Below are 18994 nucleotides of genomic sequence, written 5' to 3'. Positions count from 1 at the left end.
TATAAAACTATATATGTCTAACTATTAACATCTCCGTTAATATCAGCAAAAATAGAAACGTTTTGCATCCAACGTTCCTTTGCACATTCTTTTAAAACTTTGGATAGAAACATTTTAAATGTATTATTCATACGACACTTCATTAATATGCGATAGCGATATTTATTGCTTATTTTATGAATACTCGCAGGCGTTACACCCAACACCTTTAAAGTAATATTTTCTGTTTTTAAAGCTTCTTGCCTTATAATTTCCATTGCTTTGTTTGCCGCTATTTGAACAGCCTTTTCATTTACTCCGCTGAATCCCAGCATACAAATATCGCAAAATGGAGGATATGTAAGCAGCTTTCTTGTTTGAATTTCATCCTCATAAAAACCCCCATAATCTTGCTGTGCTGCAAACTGAATAACTGCATTATCAGGCTCAAACGTTTGAATATACGCTCTACCTGCTTTTTGGCTGCGCCCGCTGCGTCCGACTACTTGTGTAATCAATGAAAAAATTCGTTCACTGCTACGATAATCAGTAGAATAAAGCCCACTATCGGCATTAATAACGCCAACCAACGTTACGTTTGGAAAATCAAGTCCCTTTGCTATCATTTGTGTACCTAGCATGATATCATATTTTCCACGTTTAAAATCGCCAAAATTTTTTTCATAAGAATGGCGTGAATAGGTTGTATCGGTATCCATTCTTAAAATTCTTGCTTTAGGAAATAACGATTGCACTTCATCTTCCAGCTTTTGTGTTCCCACACCGGTCAGCTTAATATATGGACTATGACAACTTGGGCAAAGCGCATCAAACTTCTTTGTATGTCCACAATAATGACACATCAAATAGCCATTTGCTTTATGATAAGTCATTGCCACATCACAGCTTGGACACTTGATAACCTCTCCACATTGCATACAAGTTGCATAGGATTGATATCCTCTGCGATTGATTAACAAAATGGATTGCTCATGTTGATCTAAGTTCAACTTCAATTGCTGCTGTAATATTTCGCTTAATGGGGATAAATTATTCAACTTTTGCTCTTCCAACATATCTATAATATAAACACTTGGCAATTGCGCTGTAGCATAACGCTCTTGCATTGTAAAAAGTGAATATTTACCGTTACGAGCTTGATAAAAGCTCTCGATAGAAGGAGTTGCAGAGCCTAATACTAATGTTGCATTATGAGTCACACAGCGAAGCTTCGCTATTTCTCTTGCATGATAACGAGGGGATTGATCCGATTTATAAGATGCTTCACCCTCTTCATCTAATATCATAACGCCAATATTTTGCAATGGTGAGAAAACTGCACTTCGAGTACCAATCACAATTTTAATCTGGTTAGCTTTGATTCGCTTAAAAAATTCGAGCCGCTCAGATGGCGTTAAATTAGAATGGATAACAGCAATAATATTACCAAATAGGCTTTCAAACTTACTTACTAATTGTGGGGTAAGCGCAATTTCCGGAACCAAAAGCATTGCCGTTTTATTTTCTTGCAACACTTTCTCAATCAATTTAATATAAACTTGTGTCTTACCGCTTCCGGTTACACCATGCAACAAAGCAACATGGGGCCTTTTTTCGTTTACCAAAGACATAATACCATCAAAAACATCTTGTTGTTCCTTTGATAATACAATATCGCTTAAGTTAATATGATAAGAGGCAATCTCTTCATACTCGATTTCAACCACACGTTCAAAGGTCTCTAAAATATGCTTTTTAATCAATGCCTTTACAACTGCTTCGGTAACACCGCAAAAATAAGCAACTTCTTTTATCATTGCAACAGACACATCTTGCAACACTCGAACAACCTCTTGCTGTTTTGGTGTTAGCTTAACCCCTTGAGGATCAAATCCATCTGCAATACGAACCATTTTGGCTGTTTTTGTTGCAACCTTTTGCTTGAATAAATCTTCTTTTTCAATAACGCCCTTTAACAATAACGATTTTACAACTGCTTTTTTTTCAAGATTAGAGCTGCAATCTAAAAAATCACTAAGCTCTTTTTTGGTTTTAGCAGTTTTTAAAAACTCTATCAGCCTTTTTTCGTTTTCATTAAATTGTGCTAGTTCTAAAGTAGTAACCGCCTTAGATAACTTGTAGGTTTCAATAACATCTACGTTTGTTCCTGTTGGAAGTATTGTTTTTACTGCTTCATAATAAGTGCAAAACGTATTTTTCACTAAAAAGTCCATAATCAAGAACATTTCTTCATCAAAAATAGGCTCTTGATCAAGCTGAGCAAGAATCGGTTTTAATTGTCCTTCAAACTCGCTGACAAACAACACTTCTTTTACTAAGCCTTGTACTTTTTTATTTGCTTGCCCAAACGGAACCAAAACACGGCAACCACGTTTCAAGGTATTGATAAGTTGAGAAGGAACGATATAGTCAAATGCTTGGTCAATATGATAGACCGATTTTTCAACATATACTTTTGCAATCATACGTTGTTGCATTTATGTTCCCTCCAAACCATTCTGTCATTTTAACTAGTGTTGACTATTCGATATCTACACCAATGTTTGCTGTTTCAATTAGTTTGTATTCCCCATCTGCAAATTGCTCAACTGCTAGTTGTACTGGCTTTTCTGCTAATACTTCTCCCGTTTCTTCTGCTTCAATTGCAATTTCTCTTGCTCTTTTTGCTACTGCCACTACTAAAGAATAATAACTCTCGTCTTTTTTTAAAATTTCAGAAATCGATGGTCTATGCATAAAATACTCCTTCTCTTCGCCGAAAAATATTATTACTGATCATGGGTAGGCGAATTTCCAAGTCAGTCACTTAAATAGTTATGTTGATTTTATAATGTTAAGATTACCTTATTGTTGTAATAAATCATCAATAAAATGGTGATATACCGAACTTCTACAGCTAGAAGCTTCAATAATTGCTCGCACTTCTTTTACCGCTTGTTCCAATTCATTATTTATCACGACATAATCGCATTCCTTTGAATACTTAATTTCATCCAAAGCTGTTTTTAATCTCTTTTCAATAGTGGCTTCATCCTCTGTTCCACGACCGGTTAATCGAGATTTTAAAATAGAAAGATTTGGTGGCACAATAAAAACTAAAATAGCTTCTTCATACATCTCTTTTATTTGTTTTGCGCCCTGCATCTCAATTTCTAAAATAACGTTTTGCCCGTTTTCTAATCGATTTAATACAGTTGCCTTTGGAGTTCCATAATAATTATCACAATAGCATGCATATTCCAACATGCTGTCGGATGCGATTAACGTTTCAAATTCTTCTTTTTTAATAAAGAAATAATGAACACCGTCTTCTTCGCCTTCTCTTGGCTTTCTTGTCGTAGCAGAAACAGATAAGAAGATTTTTTCATCTTCTTGTAAAACTTGTTTTAAAACTGTTCCCTTTCCACTTCCGGATGGTCCTATTAAAACAATCAAAGAACCCTTTCTATTCATGCAACATCAAACTTCCCTTCATCTCAAACTTATCATTGTCTATCTTTCTAATGAAGATTCGTATTCTCTATTCTTCGTCATCATCTTCTATGTCCTCTTCCGGCTCAACTACACGGTTTGCTACGGTTTCGGGCTGAATTGCAGAAAGTATTACATGGTCACTATCCATTACAATTACTGCTCTTGTGCGTCTTCCATATGTTGCATCAATTAAACAGCCTTTTTCTCTTGCGTCTTGAATAATACGCTTAATCGGGGCAGACTCAGGACTTACAATTGCTATGAGCTTTGATGCGGAAACCATATTTCCAAAACCAATATTGATTAGTTTCATAAAGATAACCGTCCTTTTTAAACTACATTCAAATTTTAATTGATTTATTCAATATTTTGAATTTGTTCTCTGATTTTCTCAATCTCGCTCTTCATTTCAACAACAATTGAAGTTACAGCAAGGTCTTGACATTTAGATCCGATTGTATTTACTTCACGGTTTACTTCTTGAACTAAGAAATCAAGTTTTCGTCCTACAGAATCTTTTGATTCAATCAAGTTATGGAATTGTTTTAAATGGCTTCTCAAACGAACAGTTTCTTCATCCACAGCGATTTTTTCAGCAAATAATGCAACTTCAGTTAAAACTCTTTGCTCATCAATATTTTTATTTTCCAAAACTTCTTTTAACTTTGCATATAAGCGGTCTTTATAGTCAGAGACTGTTTTAGGAGCAAGCTCTTCAATTTGTGTTACATAGTCTTCAATGATATGAAGTCTTGATTGAATATCAGCATGCATTCTTTCGCCTTCGATAACACGCATATCAATAAACTTTTCAAGCGCCTCTTGTGCAACTTGTTTTACTTCGTTCCAAATTACTTCTTCATCTTCCACAGTCTTTGAAACTAAGAAAATATCAGAAAAACGAGAGATAGAAGATAAAGAAAGATTATCTACTAAATTCAACTCGTCTTTAGTGGAACGAAGTGCATTGACATAGCCACGTGCAAGTTCAAGGTTAATTTGTACTTCGGCATCTTTTCCTTCAACAGTAAAAATGCTGATGCTAACATCTATTTTACCTCGAGAAGCACTGCTGCTTACCAATGTTTTCATTTTATCTTCCAGATAGGCATATGCTCTTGGAATTCTAGTATTAAATTCGAAATATCTATGATTGACAGCTTTTATTTCAACTAAAATATCTCTTCCATCAATAGTTTGCTGGGAACGGCCATAACCGGTCATACTTTTTAGCATTATGTCACTCTCCTTTTCGGCATTTATTTTATTATATCAGTAATGATTGACATTTAGTGACTTTGTTTACTCTTCGTTCATAATGTTCACGAACATTTAACTTTTAACTTCTTCATAGGCAAGTTCATATAACAAGCTTGTTTTTATGATGCAATTCTTACCCGTCTTTATGTACCTTAAAGGGATTGATACCATTTTGGAATTGGGTTTTCCATGTTGCAATACCAATCTAATACCTGATTGGCTTGCGTAAGCATGGTATGAACTTCTGCTTCACCAAAAGAGATAGCCCAATAAACCGATCCTAAAGTATTGCTGCAAATATATAAAGCAAGCAGTTGCCAAAATTCATATGGTACTTCACCATTAAAATATCCATCCACTCGCCCAGAGGCAAAATACTTACTACAATCGGCACACCATACAATACGGTTAAATTCCTCCCATGGATCGCCATAATCAAAGCGATTAAAATCTATAATGGATAACCCATTATTAGGGGAATAAATCATATTTCCAACATGATAATCTCCATGATGGAGGCATTGCGGTCTGCTTTTTAGTAAATGACGGTTTTGCTCAATATATAAAAGCATTTTATCGTCACCAGAAAAACGGATATCACAGTTTTTATACCAATTTATGTTGCGGTCTATTTTTTTATTAAAGCGAATTTCCCATTCTACTTGTTGCAATGGTGCTTTAATAGAGTGGATTTTCTTTAAGTATTGCCCAGCTTTGAATCCAAGTTTATATTGTTCTTCACTTGATAATTGCGATAACATGTTTTCCAAATCGTAACCGTCAATCCAAGAAAGCAGCATATACACATTTTCACCATGATTGCAGATTCCAAAGTCAATCGGCTTTGACATAGGCAAGCACAATTTTGAAAGCAATAAAACTACTTCATACTCGGATTTCTTCTTATCATACTCAGCAATATCAGAAATACGAAGAAGCAATTTTTCTCCGCTTTCCTTCTCAACATAGTATTTTGTATCGCTAGACCACCCTTTTGCTATTTGCTCAATTTTTAAAAAAGTATGGTACTGGGGAATATCTTCAAAACACATAATAATTCTCCCTCTTGAAGTCTTTCTTATAAAGGTAATCGTAGCATTTTTCACAATAGATAGCAAGATATATATAGCAAAAAGCCCACCAAATAGTGGGCTTTTTGAATCGCTATTTTAATTAGCCAAGTCTTTTTTCAAGAGCAGCTAATTGTTTGTTTAATTCTTCTGGAAGTCTGTCGCCAAATTTAGCATAGAACTCGTGAATGCCTTTTGCTTCTTCTTTCCATAGGCTTGCATCAACATTTAATAGACCTTTAATAACGTCTAAGTCGATATTTAAACCATCTGTATTGATATCTTCAGGTTTTGGCTCATAACCAATTGCAGTTTCAACTGCATCAGCTTTACCATCGCAACGGTCTAAAATCCACATTAACACACGCATGTTATCGCCGAATCCAGGCCAGATGAAGTGACCTTCATCGTCAGTTCTGAACCAGTTAACGTTAAAGATTTTAGGAGCTTTATCGCCTAGTTTTTCGCCCATCTCTAACCAATGTTTGAAGTAATCGCCCATATGGTAACCACAGAAAGGAAGCATAGCCATAGGGTCACGACGAACAACACCAACTGCACCAGTTGCAGCAGCAGTTGTTTCAGAAGCCATTGTTGAACCTACGAATACACCATGGTTCCAATTGAAGGATTGATATACTAGTGGAGCAGTTTTTGCTCTACGTCCACCAAAAATCATTGCAGAAACTGGAACGCCTTTTGGATTGTTGAATTCAGAGCTGATACAAGGACAATTTCTTGCAGGAGCTGTGAAACGGCTGTTTGGATGAGCACCTTTTTCAGTAGACTCTTTACCGTTCCATGGTTGACCTAACCAATCAACAGCGTTTGCTGGAGGGTTTTTATCAAGACCTTCCCACCAAACTGTATTGTCATCTAAGTTATGAACAACGTTTGTGAAAATAGTGTCTCTCATTGCTGAATGTAATGCGTTTGGATTAGATTTTTCGTTAGTACCAGGAGCAACACCAAAGAAACCGTTTTCTGGGTTGATAGCATATAGACGGCCATCTTCACCTGGTTTTAGCCAAGCAATATCGTCACCAACACACCATACTTTATATCCTTGTTTTGCATAAACTTCTGGTGGAACTAACATAGCTAAGTTTGTTTTACCACAAGCAGATGGGAATGCAGCTGTAATATATTTCACTTCGCCTTGAGGATTCTCAATACCAAGAATCAACATATGTTCAGCCATCCAACCTTCGTTCTTACCTTGGTAAGAAGCAATACGAAGTGCAAAACATTTTTTACCTAATAATACGTTTCCGCCGTAACCTGAGTTAATTGACCAGATAGTGTTATCTTCTGGGAAATGAACAATGTAGCGGTTTTCTGGGTCGATATCTGCTTTAGAGTGTAAACCACGAACGAAGTCGTTAGAAGTATCACCTAAGTTAGCAAATGCATCTTTACCCATTCTTGTCATGATATCCATGTTTAATACTACATAGATAGAGTCAGTAAGCTCAACGCCTACTTTTGCTAAAGGAGAGCCGATAGGTCCCATTGAATATGGGATAACGTACATTGTACGGCCCTTCATAACACCATCATACATTGGAGTTAATTTAGCATACATTTCTTTAGGATCACACCAGTTGTTAGTTGGTCCTGCATCTTCTTCTTTTCTAGAACAAATAAAAGTACGAGCTTCTACACGAGCAACGTCGTTTGGGATTGTTCTGTGTAGGTAACAACCTGGAAGTTTTTCCTCGTTTAATTTCTCTAATTCACCGCTAGCTAAAGATTTCTCTCTTAAAGCGTTTAATTGCGCTTCAGAACCATCAATCCAAACTACTTGATCCGGTTTACAAAGAGCAACCATTTCGTCAACCCAGTTTAGAACATTTTTGTTGTTTGTTAACATGCTGTATTCTCCTCTCAGCCTTTTATATTTCTCTTTTACCATAATACAAAAGCTGTTAAGACGTTTTCCATAACAGAAATACATTTAATAACAAAATTTGCATATGTGATAAACTAAATTATGAGAAAACCAATCTTCCTCAAATACTATTATATTGACAAAAAGTCTACAAGTCAAGGGGTTTTTTTTAATAATTATGTCTAAAATCTTAAATCATGTTATTTTTTTCACAAGAAAAACAAGTTGATTCGTTTTGTAGTTTTTGTAAATACATATTGTTGAATTTTTCTTTTCAGAGTGATAAACTAAATATACTAACTATTAAGGGGATTATAATATGACATCCATTCGCAACAGCGCAAAAGCTATTATTATTGAAAATCATGAAATACTGTTATCAAAAGTCATTGCTTGTGATAAAAAATCCATCATGTATATTCTTCCAGGCGGAGGTCAAGATTGGGGCGAAACTCTCCATGAAGCTTTAAAAAGAGAATGTATTGAAGAGCTTGGCGCAGAAATTAACATACATAACCTTGCACTAGTAAGAGAATATATTGGAGAAAACTTTTTTACAACCGTTGGTGAGTTACACCAAATTGAATATATGTTTCAATGCGATTTGAAAACTCGTCCCGATATCAACAAAGCTACTAGCGATATTGCGGAAGAAATCGGATTCGAATGGGTTCCAATTTCTAAGCTTGAAACATTTAACTTTTATCCTAAAGCATTAGTAAACATATTACAAGAAAACGAAAATATTTCATCGCCTGTTTATCTTGGAAAAGTAGAGTAATACTAATTTCATTTAAAATTATAGTTAATGATTTTGAAAAAACCGCATAAATCAAGCTTTTCCCAAAATATTTAAGGATTATTTTAAATGAAATTAGTATAACATAACAAACGTAGGGACAACATCCCTACGTTTTGTATTATTTCCTACGTCACTTATCATATGCATATGGGTTAATAATATATTAAGAATGCTTAAGTTCCAGTTTTTCTTTTTTTGTTAATTTGTTTACCACGACTACGTAAGCATGTTCTATCATTTGCTTTAATTCATTGTCATCGACAATACCGTTTAAATATATGGTATTCCAATAAGGCTGTTGAATCGGTGTGCAATGATATCCTCGCACAACTGTATTTTTATATTTTGTCCGATAAAAATCACCATACATTGCATCACATTTAAGAGTAATCTTACAATCAGATGCTTTTGGATATACTTGCGCAAAAATATGATTACATACTTTTATACAAATTGGGATTTCTCCAAACGGATAATCAATATATGCTCCATGGTAAGATAAACAAATATCAATTATTTCTTGAACAGTCATGCTGTCACCACCTAAGTTGATTTATACTTCATCAATTGGCAAGCTTGCTACTGCATTCAAGTCAAGTCCTGCTACATTTCCTTTTAAGAATTCATAATAAGCTTGGCTTCCAACCATTGCTGCATTGTCACCACAATATTTTAATGGTGGAATAAATAATTGGTATCCACGTTTTTTGCATTCCTCGGTTAATCTCGCACGAATTCCTGAGTTTGCACTCACTCCACCTGCAACAACAATATTTTTGTAACCAGTCGTTTCAGCTGCGTGCATTGTCTTTTCAGCAACAATATCGCAAACTGCATGTTGAAAGCTTGCACATAAATCTACTTTATTCACTTCAATTCCCTTTTGTTCGGAATTATGAAGTAAATTTAGTACGGCTGTTTTTAATCCTGAAAAACTAAAGTCATATTCACAACCGTCTACTTTAGGTCGTGGAAGTTTATATGCATCTTTGTTACCTTGTTGAGCTGCTTTATCAATTTCAATTCCGCCTGGATATGGATAGCCCATTGCACGTGCTGCTTTATCAAAAGCCTCGCCTGCTGCATCATCACGTGTTCTTCCTATAACATGAAAGTCGGTATAATCTTTTACTTCAATAATATGACTATGTCCACCCGATACTACCAAACATAAAAATGGAGGTTTTAATTGTGGATGAGCAATATAGTTTGCTGCAATATGAGATCGAATATGATGAACAGGAATTAGTGGCTTATTTGCAGCCAAACTGAGCCCTTTCGCAAAGTTCACACCAACCAGTAGTGCACCAATTAATCCCGGTGCATACGTTACTGCAATTGCATCCACATCATCTAAAGTCATATTTGCTTGTAACAACGCTTCATCTGTTACTCCAACAATGCTTTCGCAATGTCTGCGGGAGGCAATTTCGGGTACAACGCCGCCATATAATCGGTGCTCTGCTATTTGCGTTGCAACCACGCTTGATAATACATTTACACCGTCTTCTACGATTGCTACGGCTGTTTCATCACATGAAGTTTCTATTGCAAGTATTTTCATTCTTTGTAGTCCTTCTTTTTCTAATCAAATTGTTCATTCATATAAGCGTAATTACAAAACTAACTCATATAGTTTAAACCACTTTAAATCTGGTATATTTAAACCAAGGTCCACAGTATCTATATATTTGTATCCACTCTTTTCATATAAAGCAATAGCAGGAATATTTTTCTCTGAAACATCCAAACGAATACTTTTTATATTATTATTTATGCTATATTCCTTTGCAAAATCCATTAGCAATTTTGCAAGTCCTTGCTTGAAAAACTTTGGATGAACAGTAACTGTGTGTATTACTGTTACTTGGCTATAATCTATATCAATTTGCCATTTCACTGGTAGATAAGCGGGTTCAGGTTGATGGAAAAAAGCAATTGTTCCTGCAATTTCTCCATCGACTCTTAAAACAAACAAATTATGCTTTTGAACTCCACCAATAGCATCTTCACGTGCTGGATAAACTCCTCGTTTCCAACCTGGATAGTTTACATGTGTTTCTAAATAATCATGTACAGCATTAAACAATTCGTCAATTTCCTCGATGTCCTCATAAGTTGCAAGTTCAACGTTATAGTTTTTGTTTTTTTCCATTTTTAAACCTCTCTATTAATTATTATTCAAACTGCGAGTATATAGCATTGCATCTTCCACAGGCTTTTCATAAAAGCGTTTGCGCTCGCCCACTTTTTGAAAGCCATGCTTTTCATAGAACATAATTGCATTTTCATTGGAACGCCTTACCTCAAGCGTAAAAAAATCAATTTTATTTTGCTCTCCATAATCAGTCAAGGCTTGTACCAATAAAAATCCGATTCCATGTCTACGATAGCTTTTAGTTACTGCAATATTGTTAATATAACCTTCCCCATAAATACAATGTGCATTCACAAAACCAACTACACTATGATCCTCCATTGCAACCAACGTTACGGAATGAGGATTATTTAATTCCGCTTTTACACCATCTAATGACCATGGAATAGAAAAGCATTCTTTTCCAATATCACAAACCTGCTCAACGTGTTCTTGCTGCATTGGAATAATTTCAGCCATTCTTTTGTTCCTCTTTCTTTTGCTCGTCTATAATATACTCGAGTTCTTTACTAAAATAAGCAATTAAAGCATCTCGACATTCCCGATATTGCTCAATATCTCGTCCGAATGGATCTGGAATATCAAGCACCTTGATTTTACATTCATTTTCGGGGCAAGCATCTACTATTACATTTTTATGTTGCTGAGTCATTACATAAATATAATTTGCTTCATTTAGGTCCTTTAACAGTACCCGTTTGGATCGATGAGATTGAATGTCAATTTCAATTTCTTGCATTACATCAACAGAATACGTGCTTGCTGTATCTCCATAATAAGCGGCTAAGCCCATACTTGAAACAGAAATACCGTCTAATTTTTTATCCGCAATCAGTTTTCGGATAATACCTTCTGCCATAGGACTTCTACAGGTATTTCCTGTACAAATCACAAGTATATTTATCATTGCATTTCACCTTTCCCCTCAAAATGAATTTTTCTAATCCATTAGCCTTTTGCGACATACCAGTTTTCACCGTTATGAGCATCCACCAATAAAGGTATGTGTAATTTTGCTGCGCTTTCCATCTCTTCTTTTAACATTGCTTTAATCATTGGAGCTTGTATCGTTGGCGCTTCTACAATCAATTCATCGTGTACTTGTAAAATCAGTCTTGCATCAAGACCTTCTTTCTTAATTCTTGCATGAACCTTAATCATTGCAAGCTTTATAATATCTGCTGCCGTACCTTGGATTGGTGTATTTAAAGCAACACGCTCTGCAAATGCCTTTACCATTTTATTCGTTGCATTGATATCGGCTAAATCACGTTTTCTTCCATACAGCGTAGTTACAAACCCATCTTTTTGTGCTTGCTCAATGATATTTTTCATGTAGTTTGCAACGCCGCTATAAGTTTCTAAATAAGCGTTAATATATGCTTTTGCTTCTGCTACAGATACATTGATATCTTGAGAAAGTGAATATGCACCGATACCATATACGATGCCAAAGTTAATCGCTTTTGCTCGGCTTCTTAATTCACTTGTCATTTCTTCCATTGGACAATGAAAAACTTGTGAAGCCGTCATTGCATGAATATCATCGCCATGTAAAAACGCATTAATCATATTTTGGTCATTTGCGATATGCGCCAAAATACGCAATTCAATTTGTGAATAGTCGGCATCTACCAGTGTAAATCCATCTCTTGCAACAAAGAATTTGCGAATTTCACTTCCCAACGGCGTTCGAACTGGAATATTTTGTACGTTAGGTTCAGTAGAGCTGATTCTTCCCGTTCTGGTTTCGGTTTGATTAAAGGTTGAGTGAACACGCTTATCTTCGCCAACAACTTTTAATAAGCCAACAACATAAGTGGATTGCAGCTTTGTCATCTTTCGATATTCCATAATTGCAGGAATAATTTCATGCTTATCCATTAAGCTTTCTAATACTTCAACATTTGTGGAATAACCTGTTTTTGTTTTTTTCTTTGCAGGTAAGCCAAGCTTTTCAAAAAGAATATTTCCAAGCTCCTTAGTAGAGTTGATATTAAATTTTTCTCCTGCAAGAGAATAAATTTGATTCGTTATAAATGCAATATCATTTTCTAAACGCTTACCAAATTTCTCTACACCATTAACATCAATAGCAAAGCCTTCAATCTCCATATCGGCTAGCACTTCGCATAATGGTAACTCAATATCTAAATACAGTTTCCACATATTCTCGGCTTTGAGTTCTTGTTCTAACGCTTTGCATAAATACGGTAAATATGCAATATCTAAATACTGCTCTTCTATATCAAATTTCATCATACCCAAATGTCGATTTGCCAATGTCTTTAAATCATAGCCTTTCGAACTTGGACTTAATAAATATGCCGCCAATTCCAAATCAAAGGATAAATTCACATCATCAAAGCCTTGACATTTGATTGCTTTAATCAACGGTTTTGCCATAAAGGTTTGAATTGGGATGTTGTTTTGACCTAAGAAAGACAGCACCTGCTCTAACTCCTCAGCTATAACCAAAATGGTATTATGAATGTTAATGAGAAGTTGTTCTTCGTTATAAATAATAAACAACTTATCAGTCACTTGCATTGCTTTTTTTACATCTTCTAAAGATGCATGTTCTTTTATTGTAAATGAAATCGTTTCAGTTGCTTGTTCGTTGTTGGAAAAAGTATTGGTTAAGTTCAACTTTTCAAAAAAGCTAAACATTTCTAATTTTGTCATTAAAGCGGATAGCTGTTCTATGTCTGCATCTTGTTTATGATAATGAGATAAATCTAAGTCAATCGGTACTTCACAACAAATTGTTGCAAGTTGACGGCTTAAAAAAGCATTTTCTTTTCCATCTTCCAAAAGTTTTTTCACTCTTGGGGTAGCCTCGATTGCTTGTACATCTTCATATATTTTATCAATATTTTTGTTCTTTTGAATCAGCGTTACTGCTGTTTTTTCACCTATTCCTCTTACGCCTGGAATATTATCGGAACTATCTCCCATCAAAGCTTTTAGCTCAATGATTTGCGTAGGTGTAACGCCAAAATCCTGCTCTACTAAATTAGGTGTATAAAGAATGTTTTCTTTTGTTTTGGCTAAACTTACGCATACATCGTCATTCACAAGCTGCAAACAATCTCTGTCTCCAGTTGCAACAACACATTGCCAATCAACTTGTTTTGTACATTCTAAAGCTAATGTGCCTAAAATATCGTCGCCTTCATAGCCTTCTTTCATAACAAGAACATAGCCCATTAACGACAATATTTCTTTGATATAAGGAAGTTGTTGTGCTAATTCTTCAGGCATTCCTTTACGATTTGCTTTATATTCTGCATATTGCTCATTTCGAAATGTCTTTCTTGAAACATCAAAAGCAATGGCAACTGCATTTGGCTCAAGTTCCCGCTCGAGCTTCATCAAGATATTTAAAAATCCAAAAATAGCATTGGTATGGATTCCTTCTTTGGTTGTTAGTGGACGCACACCATAAAAAGCTCGGTTTAATATGCTGTTTCCATCGACTGCTAATAGTTTCAATGTAATACCTCTATTCTTTAATTATTGAAATTTTCATTGTATTGATAATAAGAAAATAATCTAGTATAATAACTTTTGTAAATACATTACGGATAATAGGTTATAAAATGTAGGTTTGGGTCAAGCCCATATAGCATAAGTATACCACTATTATAGAGATTATTCAACAAAAAGGTAGGTTTCAGTGTGTTAGAAACAATAAAAATAGGAAATGTTACTATAGATAAAACGGCATGTTTAGCACCAATGGCATCCGTTGCCGACAGAGCATATCGTTATATGTGCAAAAAATACGGTGCAAGCTATGTAATCGGAGAAATGGCAAGCGCAAAAGGATTATGTTATTCTGATCGAAAATCCAATGAATTACTGGAAGTAACGAAATATGAATATCCAATGGCAGTTCAACTGTTTGGTGACAGCCCTGAATTCATGGCGAAAGCCGCTGTGATAGCAAGTAAATACAAACCTCAAATTATTGATGTTAATATGGGGTGTCCTGTTCCTAAAGTAGCCGGCAACGGTTGTGGGAGTGCTTTAATGAAAACGCCTGAACTTGCCGCAGAATTGGTGCATGCAATGACAAAGGTTACGGATATTCCAATTACAGTGAAAATTCGAAAAGGCTGGGATGATGAATCCGTTAATGCTGTTCCATTCGCAAAAATGATGGAGCAAGCAGGTGCAAGTGCTATTACAATACATGGACGAACAAAGCAGCAAATGTATCATCCACCAATCGATCTTGATATTATCAAAGCCGTAAAGCAAGCGATTTCTATTCCTGTAATCGGTAATGGGGGAATTGTAACGGCGATAGATGCTAAACATATGTATGATTATACAGGTTGCGATTTAGTAATGGTAGGGCAAGGAACCTACGGGAGACCTTGGATTTTTCAACAAATTAAAACGTATCTTGAAACAGGCGAATCACTATCCGAACCATCCATTAACGAGAGGTTGGATGTGATGTATGAGCATATTTCACTTATAGTAAAGCTCAAAGGTGAAAAAATGGGTATGCGTGAGGCAAGAAAACATGCCGCTTGGTATATTAAAGGCTCAAATGGTGCAGCAGGATTTCGCCATGCTTGCGGACAATTATCCACATTAGACGATTTAAGAGATCTCATTCAAGAAGTAAAAAAAAGAATATAGCAAAAGCGATTCACCGAATAAAGTGAATCGCTTTTCTATTTCTATTAATATTTACTACCAACTAATTCTTGCATTGGGGATAGATTTTCTTCGTGATACTCAATTGATGAATCATGCTCTTCCGTTTCTATTGGAAGCGTTTGTTCTTGGGTATAGTCTCTTAATTCAAATTTTTCAATCAAACTGTTTAGTAATTGTGATTGACTGGATAGCTCTTCACTCGCTGCAGCACTTTCCTCTGCAGTAGCTGAATTTGTTTGAACAACTCCGGAAATTTGATCAACACCTTGCGTTACTTGGTTAATAGACTCTGCTTGTTCATTGGATGCTATCGCAATATCGTTAATAAGCAGTGCTGCTTTTTTCGCATTTTCTACAACTGCTCCTAATGATTGTGCAGTTGAATCTACAATATGCTTACCGTTTTCAACGGATTCTATTGCTTCTTCAATAAGATCTGTTGTTGTTTTAGCAGCTTGTGCACTCTTACTTGCAAGATTTCGAACTTCTTCTGCTACAACTGCAAAGCCTTTACCTGCAGCACCGGCACGTGCTGCTTCAACAGCTGCATTTAAAGCTAATATGTTTGTTTGGAACGCAATATCATCAATTGTTTTAATAATTTTACTAATTTCATTAGATGCCTCGCTAATTTCAGCCATCGCACCAATCATTTGTCCCATTTGGTCATTACTTTGTAATAAAGTATTGGAAGCGACCTCGGTTACTCTATTCGCTTCACCCGCATTTTGTGCATTCAAACGAATCTTATCAGAAATTTGAGTAATAACTGCTGAAAGCTCTTCTATAGAGCTTGCTTGTTCTGTTGCACCATGAGATAATGCTTGAGCTCCGGAAGCTACTTGTTCTGAACCTGATGCAACTTGCATAGAAGCTTGACTAATTTGAGATAAAACAGTATTAGAAGAATTTAAGATAATGTTTAAAGATTCTTTTATCTGAGCAAATTCGCCGATATAATCAGCCGTTACTTCTTGATTGTAATTTCCTTTTGACATATTACCTAAAATATTGCTTATATCATCTATCATGCGTTTTAAGAAATCCTTAGTTTCATGAATAGAATGTGCTAAAGTACCAATTTCAGAAGTATCACGCTTCATATCAAAATGAGATGATAAATTACCTTGTGAAATTTCGATCATTTCACGATAAATCTTCTTAACAGGATTCATAAGCTTTAACATAACATATAGCAAGCAAATTCCTTGGATAATTACGGCCAAAGAGCCACTTATCATTCCGAGTATTCGAAGAAATTCTGTTTCTTTTTCCGCTTGTGCAATAGAAGCATTATATCGTTGATTGATTAACTTACTTATCCTTGCTGATAGATCACGGGTCAATTCAACACCATTAGAATATTGTGAACCGGTAACCAGTGCAACTACATCTTTTATTCTGTCTTTATCAGTTTCTGATAAAACCATTTTTTCTGTTTCTCTTAACTGTTGAGCTGTATTTTTAAACCCATCTAAAATTCTATTTTCTTCATCATTTAGCCAGAACTTTTTCAAATCATTATACTTAGCTGTTGATTGATTCCATTTTGCAAGTCCTTGAATATAGCTATCATTACGTTGTGGATCCAAATTCAAAGCATAAGCCCTAGTTTCTGATGATAGATATGCTGAATCTTGACTTAATTGATGCAAACTGTCTATTATAGTCATTTTATTTACATTAAGCTGATTTAATCTTATATCAGCGTTTATTACTAAAGTAGACATGATGATTGCAATTATAATAAGTGCCATTGAAGTATACTGAACGAATCGAAGTATTGTAGATTGCTTTGCCGCTTTTTTTAATTTACCTTGTTCTATTGCCTGTTTAATCTTAATTATCTTTTCTTTCTTCATGTCAAATCTCCCTTTGTCAAAATAAATTCCTTCGTGTGTATTATCGACACAACTTTACAATTACTTATAACAAATGGATAATTTTTTAATAAAATAATAAATAATTTTCTAAAATTTATACAATTATTTACCTATTCATTTTTTTTAATTCCGTAGCAACCATAGAATCAATTATTTTCATAACATGATCAAATTCAATAGGCGTTAACGATTGTGGTCCGTCACATAATGCTTTTGCAGGATTATTGTGTACTTCTATCATGACACCGTCTGCACCAGCAACTACCGCTGCCTTTGCAAGTGGTTTTACCAGCCATGGAATACCGGTCGCATGGCTTGGATCGACAATAACCGGCAAATGAGATATTTTCTTTAGTAACGGAATAGCTGAAATGTCGAGTGTGTTACGCGTCATCGTTTCAAATGTACGAATTCCACGTTCACACAAAATAATATTGTTATTTCCACCTGCCATAATATATTCTGCACTCATAAGCCACTCTTCTATCGTATTAGATAAACCTCGTTTTAACAAAATAGGCTTATCACATTGGCCTAATTCTTTTAGCATTTCGAAATTCTGCATATTTCTAGCGCCAACTTGAATTACGTCTACATCGTTAAATAAATCTATATGATTCAAATTCATAATTTCCGTTACGATTGGTAAACCAGTTTCTTTTTTAGCTTGAGATAATAACTTCAAGCCTTCGTTTTGTAACCCTTGGAATGCATATGGAGAAGTCCTTGGTTTAAACGCACCACCCCTTAGAAAACTGGCGCCACTCTTTTTTACGTCTTTTGCAATAGAAATCAATTGTTCTTCGCTTTCGATTGAACATGGACCTGCAATTACATTAAAAAAGCCTTCTCCGAATTTTTTTCCGTTTATTTCAATTATTGTGTCGTTAGGATGAAATTTTCGATTCGTTGCTTTATATGGCTCAGAAATACGTTTTACAGATGCCACTATTTCATTGGCACTGATAATATCCATATCAATTTTTGAAGTATCTCCAATTAAGCCAATTAAGGTGGTATGTGCACCCTGACTATAATGTGTTGATAACCCCATTTCTTCAAAGTTGTGAATTAAATGATCTACAGCTGTTTGATTTGCTTCTGGTTTTAATATTACAATCATTGCAATACCTCGCTTTCTTGCTTTTAAGTTTTAACGCTTTAAAGTATAACTCTATTTTATGCGAATGTCAAGTTTATGTTTCTTCCATTTTGGAACAATTGTAATTATTATAACACCAACATACAAAAAACTCCACACCACAAAAAAATTGTGATATGGAGAAAATGATTTTTTTATTATTAGATTAACCGTTTTTTAGCTTTAGCTTCATACTAAAACCATTTGATTAAATTGCTTTGTTCTTTTCGAAGCTCATAACCATGCTTTGCATAAAATTTTCGTGCTGCTTTCCTTTCATGACCGGTTACTAGACGTATTCCCCTTGAGCCGCTTTCTTTCGCCCATTCTTCAGCTGCTGTAATCAATTTTTCACCAACACCATGATTTTGATAATTTTTTGCAACTGCAAAAGTAACAATATTCTTTAAGCTATCATGATAAGTATTTTCATATTCAGAAAGATGAATATAACCTATCACATGATTTTCCTGTTGCGCTACAAAAATAATATTACTTTGTAATTGCATTATTTTTTCTAATTGCATTTTCGTTTTATCCTCGGAATAATCATAGCCTAAACTCTCTTTATTAATGTTATATATATCCATATAATCATCAGAAGTTACTCTTCGAATAATCATTATGATGCCTCCTGT

General features: G+C 35.0%; 18 protein-coding genes. 2 read left to right on the top strand and 16 right to left on the bottom strand.

The window, feature by feature from the left end; genetic code table 11:
- Window positions 1–17: 17 nt before the first annotated feature.
- From priA to RBG61_RS10270, 7 genes are all read right to left on the bottom strand, one after another.
- A complete protein-coding gene (priA, locus tag RBG61_RS10300) occupies window positions 18–2477 on the bottom strand; it encodes a replication restart helicase PriA (RefSeq protein WP_307943199.1) in 2460 nt (819 codons plus the stop codon).
- A 43-nt stretch (window positions 2478–2520) separates the two neighbouring features.
- A complete protein-coding gene (gene rpoZ / locus RBG61_RS10295) occupies window positions 2521–2736 on the bottom strand; it encodes a DNA-directed RNA polymerase subunit omega (RefSeq protein WP_307943197.1) in 216 nt (71 codons plus the stop codon).
- A gap of 108 nt (window positions 2737–2844) precedes the next feature.
- Window positions 2845–3453, bottom strand: a complete 609-nt coding sequence (gene gmk / locus RBG61_RS10290) for a guanylate kinase (protein ID WP_307943196.1) — start codon at window positions 3451–3453, stop codon at window positions 2845–2847.
- A gap of 67 nt (window positions 3454–3520) precedes the next feature.
- Window positions 3521–3787, bottom strand: coding sequence for an extracellular matrix/biofilm regulator RemA (remA, locus tag RBG61_RS10285; protein WP_307943195.1), 267 nt, complete (start codon window positions 3785–3787; stop codon window positions 3521–3523).
- 44 nt (window positions 3788–3831) lie between these two features.
- Window positions 3832–4710, bottom strand: coding sequence for a YicC/YloC family endoribonuclease (locus tag RBG61_RS10280; protein WP_307943194.1), 879 nt, complete (start codon window positions 4708–4710; stop codon window positions 3832–3834).
- A gap of 176 nt (window positions 4711–4886) precedes the next feature.
- Window positions 4887–5786, bottom strand: coding sequence for an aminoglycoside phosphotransferase family protein (locus RBG61_RS10275; RefSeq protein ID WP_307943193.1), 900 nt, complete (start codon window positions 5784–5786; stop codon window positions 4887–4889).
- 121 nt (window positions 5787–5907) lie between these two features.
- Entirely contained in the window at window positions 5908–7677 is a 1770-nt protein-coding gene (locus RBG61_RS10270) for a phosphoenolpyruvate carboxykinase (GTP) (RefSeq protein ID WP_307943192.1), read from the bottom strand.
- 337 nt (window positions 7678–8014) lie between these two features.
- On the opposite strand from RBG61_RS10270, the gene RBG61_RS10265 reads away from it, so the two are divergent.
- Window positions 8015–8476 (top strand): NUDIX domain-containing protein, encoded by a 462-nt coding sequence (locus tag RBG61_RS10265; RefSeq protein WP_307943191.1) that lies wholly within the window; start codon window positions 8015–8017, stop codon window positions 8474–8476.
- 184 nt (window positions 8477–8660) lie between these two features.
- On the opposite strand, the gene RBG61_RS10260 is transcribed toward RBG61_RS10265, so the two are convergent.
- From RBG61_RS10260 to polA, 6 genes are read right to left on the bottom strand one after another with little or no spacing between them, the layout of a single operon-like run.
- Window positions 8661–9029: an MmcQ/YjbR family DNA-binding protein gene (locus tag RBG61_RS10260; protein WP_307943190.1), complete on the bottom strand. Its 369-nt coding sequence runs from the start codon at window positions 9027–9029 to the stop codon at window positions 8661–8663.
- A 21-nt stretch (window positions 9030–9050) separates the two neighbouring features.
- Window positions 9051–10061: a tRNA (adenosine(37)-N6)-threonylcarbamoyltransferase complex transferase subunit TsaD gene (tsaD, locus tag RBG61_RS10255; RefSeq protein WP_307943189.1), complete on the bottom strand. Its 1011-nt coding sequence runs from the start codon at window positions 10059–10061 to the stop codon at window positions 9051–9053.
- 51 nt (window positions 10062–10112) lie between these two features.
- A complete protein-coding gene (locus tag RBG61_RS10250) occupies window positions 10113–10652 on the bottom strand; it encodes a GNAT family N-acetyltransferase (RefSeq protein ID WP_307943187.1) in 540 nt (179 codons plus the stop codon).
- A gap of 15 nt (window positions 10653–10667) precedes the next feature.
- Window positions 10668–11114 (bottom strand): ribosomal protein S18-alanine N-acetyltransferase, encoded by a 447-nt coding sequence (gene rimI / locus RBG61_RS10245; protein ID WP_307943186.1) that lies wholly within the window; start codon window positions 11112–11114, stop codon window positions 10668–10670.
- Entirely contained in the window at window positions 11107–11562 is a 456-nt protein-coding gene (locus RBG61_RS10240) for a low molecular weight protein arginine phosphatase (RefSeq protein WP_307943185.1), read from the bottom strand. Before RBG61_RS10240 ends, rimI begins: the two co-directional genes overlap by 8 nt.
- 41 nt (window positions 11563–11603) lie before the next feature.
- Window positions 11604–14150 (bottom strand): DNA polymerase I, encoded by a 2547-nt coding sequence (polA, locus tag RBG61_RS10235; protein ID WP_307943184.1) that lies wholly within the window; start codon window positions 14148–14150, stop codon window positions 11604–11606.
- Window positions 14151–14336: 186 nt separating this feature from the next.
- Between polA and dusB the strand changes: the two genes are divergently transcribed.
- Window positions 14337–15311, top strand: a complete 975-nt coding sequence (gene dusB / locus RBG61_RS10230; RefSeq protein WP_307943183.1) for a tRNA dihydrouridine synthase DusB — start codon at window positions 14337–14339, stop codon at window positions 15309–15311.
- A 44-nt stretch (window positions 15312–15355) separates the two neighbouring features.
- Here dusB and RBG61_RS10225 read toward each other — a convergent pair whose 3' ends face one another.
- The 3 genes from RBG61_RS10225 to RBG61_RS10215 all read right to left on the bottom strand — a co-directional run bounded on the left by RBG61_RS10225 (window position 15356) and on the right by RBG61_RS10215 (window position 18979).
- Window positions 15356–17194 (bottom strand): methyl-accepting chemotaxis protein, encoded by a 1839-nt coding sequence (locus RBG61_RS10225; RefSeq protein ID WP_307943181.1) that lies wholly within the window; start codon window positions 17192–17194, stop codon window positions 15356–15358.
- Window positions 17195–17321: 127 nt separating this feature from the next.
- On the bottom strand, window positions 17322–18338 hold the full coding sequence (gene aroF, locus RBG61_RS10220) for a 3-deoxy-7-phosphoheptulonate synthase (RefSeq protein WP_307943180.1): 1017 nt from the start codon (window positions 18336–18338) through the stop codon (window positions 17322–17324).
- Window positions 18339–18550: 212 nt separating this feature from the next.
- Window positions 18551–18979: a GNAT family N-acetyltransferase gene (locus RBG61_RS10215; RefSeq protein ID WP_307943178.1), complete on the bottom strand. Its 429-nt coding sequence runs from the start codon at window positions 18977–18979 to the stop codon at window positions 18551–18553.
- Window positions 18980–18994 lie beyond the last annotated feature (15 nt).

Origin of the sequence: Paludicola sp. MB14-C6 (assembly GCF_030908625.1) — a bacterium.
Taxonomy (GTDB): domain Bacteria; phylum Bacillota; class Clostridia; order Oscillospirales; family Ruminococcaceae; genus Paludihabitans.
The sequence above is the reverse complement of the archived record's forward strand: the minus strand, read 5'-3'. Positions and strand labels throughout refer to the sequence as shown.

Bases quoted from the DNA above. Each gene is read 5' to 3' on its own strand.
- RBG61_RS10240 (WP_307943185.1), bottom strand. From the start codon at position 11,562: ATGATAAATATACTTGTGATTTGTACAGGAAATACCTGTAGAAGTCCT.
- gmk (WP_307943196.1), bottom strand. From the start codon at position 3,453: ATGAATAGAAAGGGTTCTTTGATTGTTTTAATAGGACCATCCGGAAGT.
- RBG61_RS10265 (WP_307943191.1), top strand. From the start codon at position 8,015: ATGACATCCATTCGCAACAGCGCAAAAGCTATTATTATTGAAAATCAT.
- RBG61_RS10215 (WP_307943178.1), bottom strand. From the start codon at position 18,979: ATGATTATTCGAAGAGTAACTTCTGATGATTATATGGATATATATAAC.
- tsaD (WP_307943189.1), bottom strand. From the start codon at position 10,061: ATGAAAATACTTGCAATAGAAACTTCATGTGATGAAACAGCCGTAGCA.
- RBG61_RS10275 (WP_307943193.1), bottom strand. From the start codon at position 5,786: ATGTGTTTTGAAGATATTCCCCAGTACCATACTTTTTTAAAAATTGAG.
- remA (WP_307943195.1), bottom strand. From the start codon at position 3,787: ATGAAACTAATCAATATTGGTTTTGGAAATATGGTTTCCGCATCAAAG.
- RBG61_RS10260 (WP_307943190.1), bottom strand. From the start codon at position 9,029: ATGACTGTTCAAGAAATAATTGATATTTGTTTATCTTACCATGGAGCA.
- RBG61_RS10225 (WP_307943181.1), bottom strand. From the start codon at position 17,194: ATGAAGAAAGAAAAGATAATTAAGATTAAACAGGCAATAGAACAAGGT.
- RBG61_RS10280 (WP_307943194.1), bottom strand. From the start codon at position 4,710: ATGCTAAAAAGTATGACCGGTTATGGCCGTTCCCAGCAAACTATTGAT.
- RBG61_RS10250 (WP_307943187.1), bottom strand. From the start codon at position 10,652: ATGGAAAAAAACAAAAACTATAACGTTGAACTTGCAACTTATGAGGAC.
- aroF (WP_307943180.1), bottom strand. From the start codon at position 18,338: ATGATTGTAATATTAAAACCAGAAGCAAATCAAACAGCTGTAGATCAT.
- priA (WP_307943199.1), bottom strand. From the start codon at position 2,477: ATGCAACAACGTATGATTGCAAAAGTATATGTTGAAAAATCGGTCTAT.
- rpoZ (WP_307943197.1), bottom strand. From the start codon at position 2,736: ATGCATAGACCATCGATTTCTGAAATTTTAAAAAAAGACGAGAGTTAT.
- rimI (WP_307943186.1), bottom strand. From the start codon at position 11,114: ATGGCTGAAATTATTCCAATGCAGCAAGAACACGTTGAGCAGGTTTGT.
- RBG61_RS10270 (WP_307943192.1), bottom strand. From the start codon at position 7,677: ATGTTAACAAACAACAAAAATGTTCTAAACTGGGTTGACGAAATGGTT.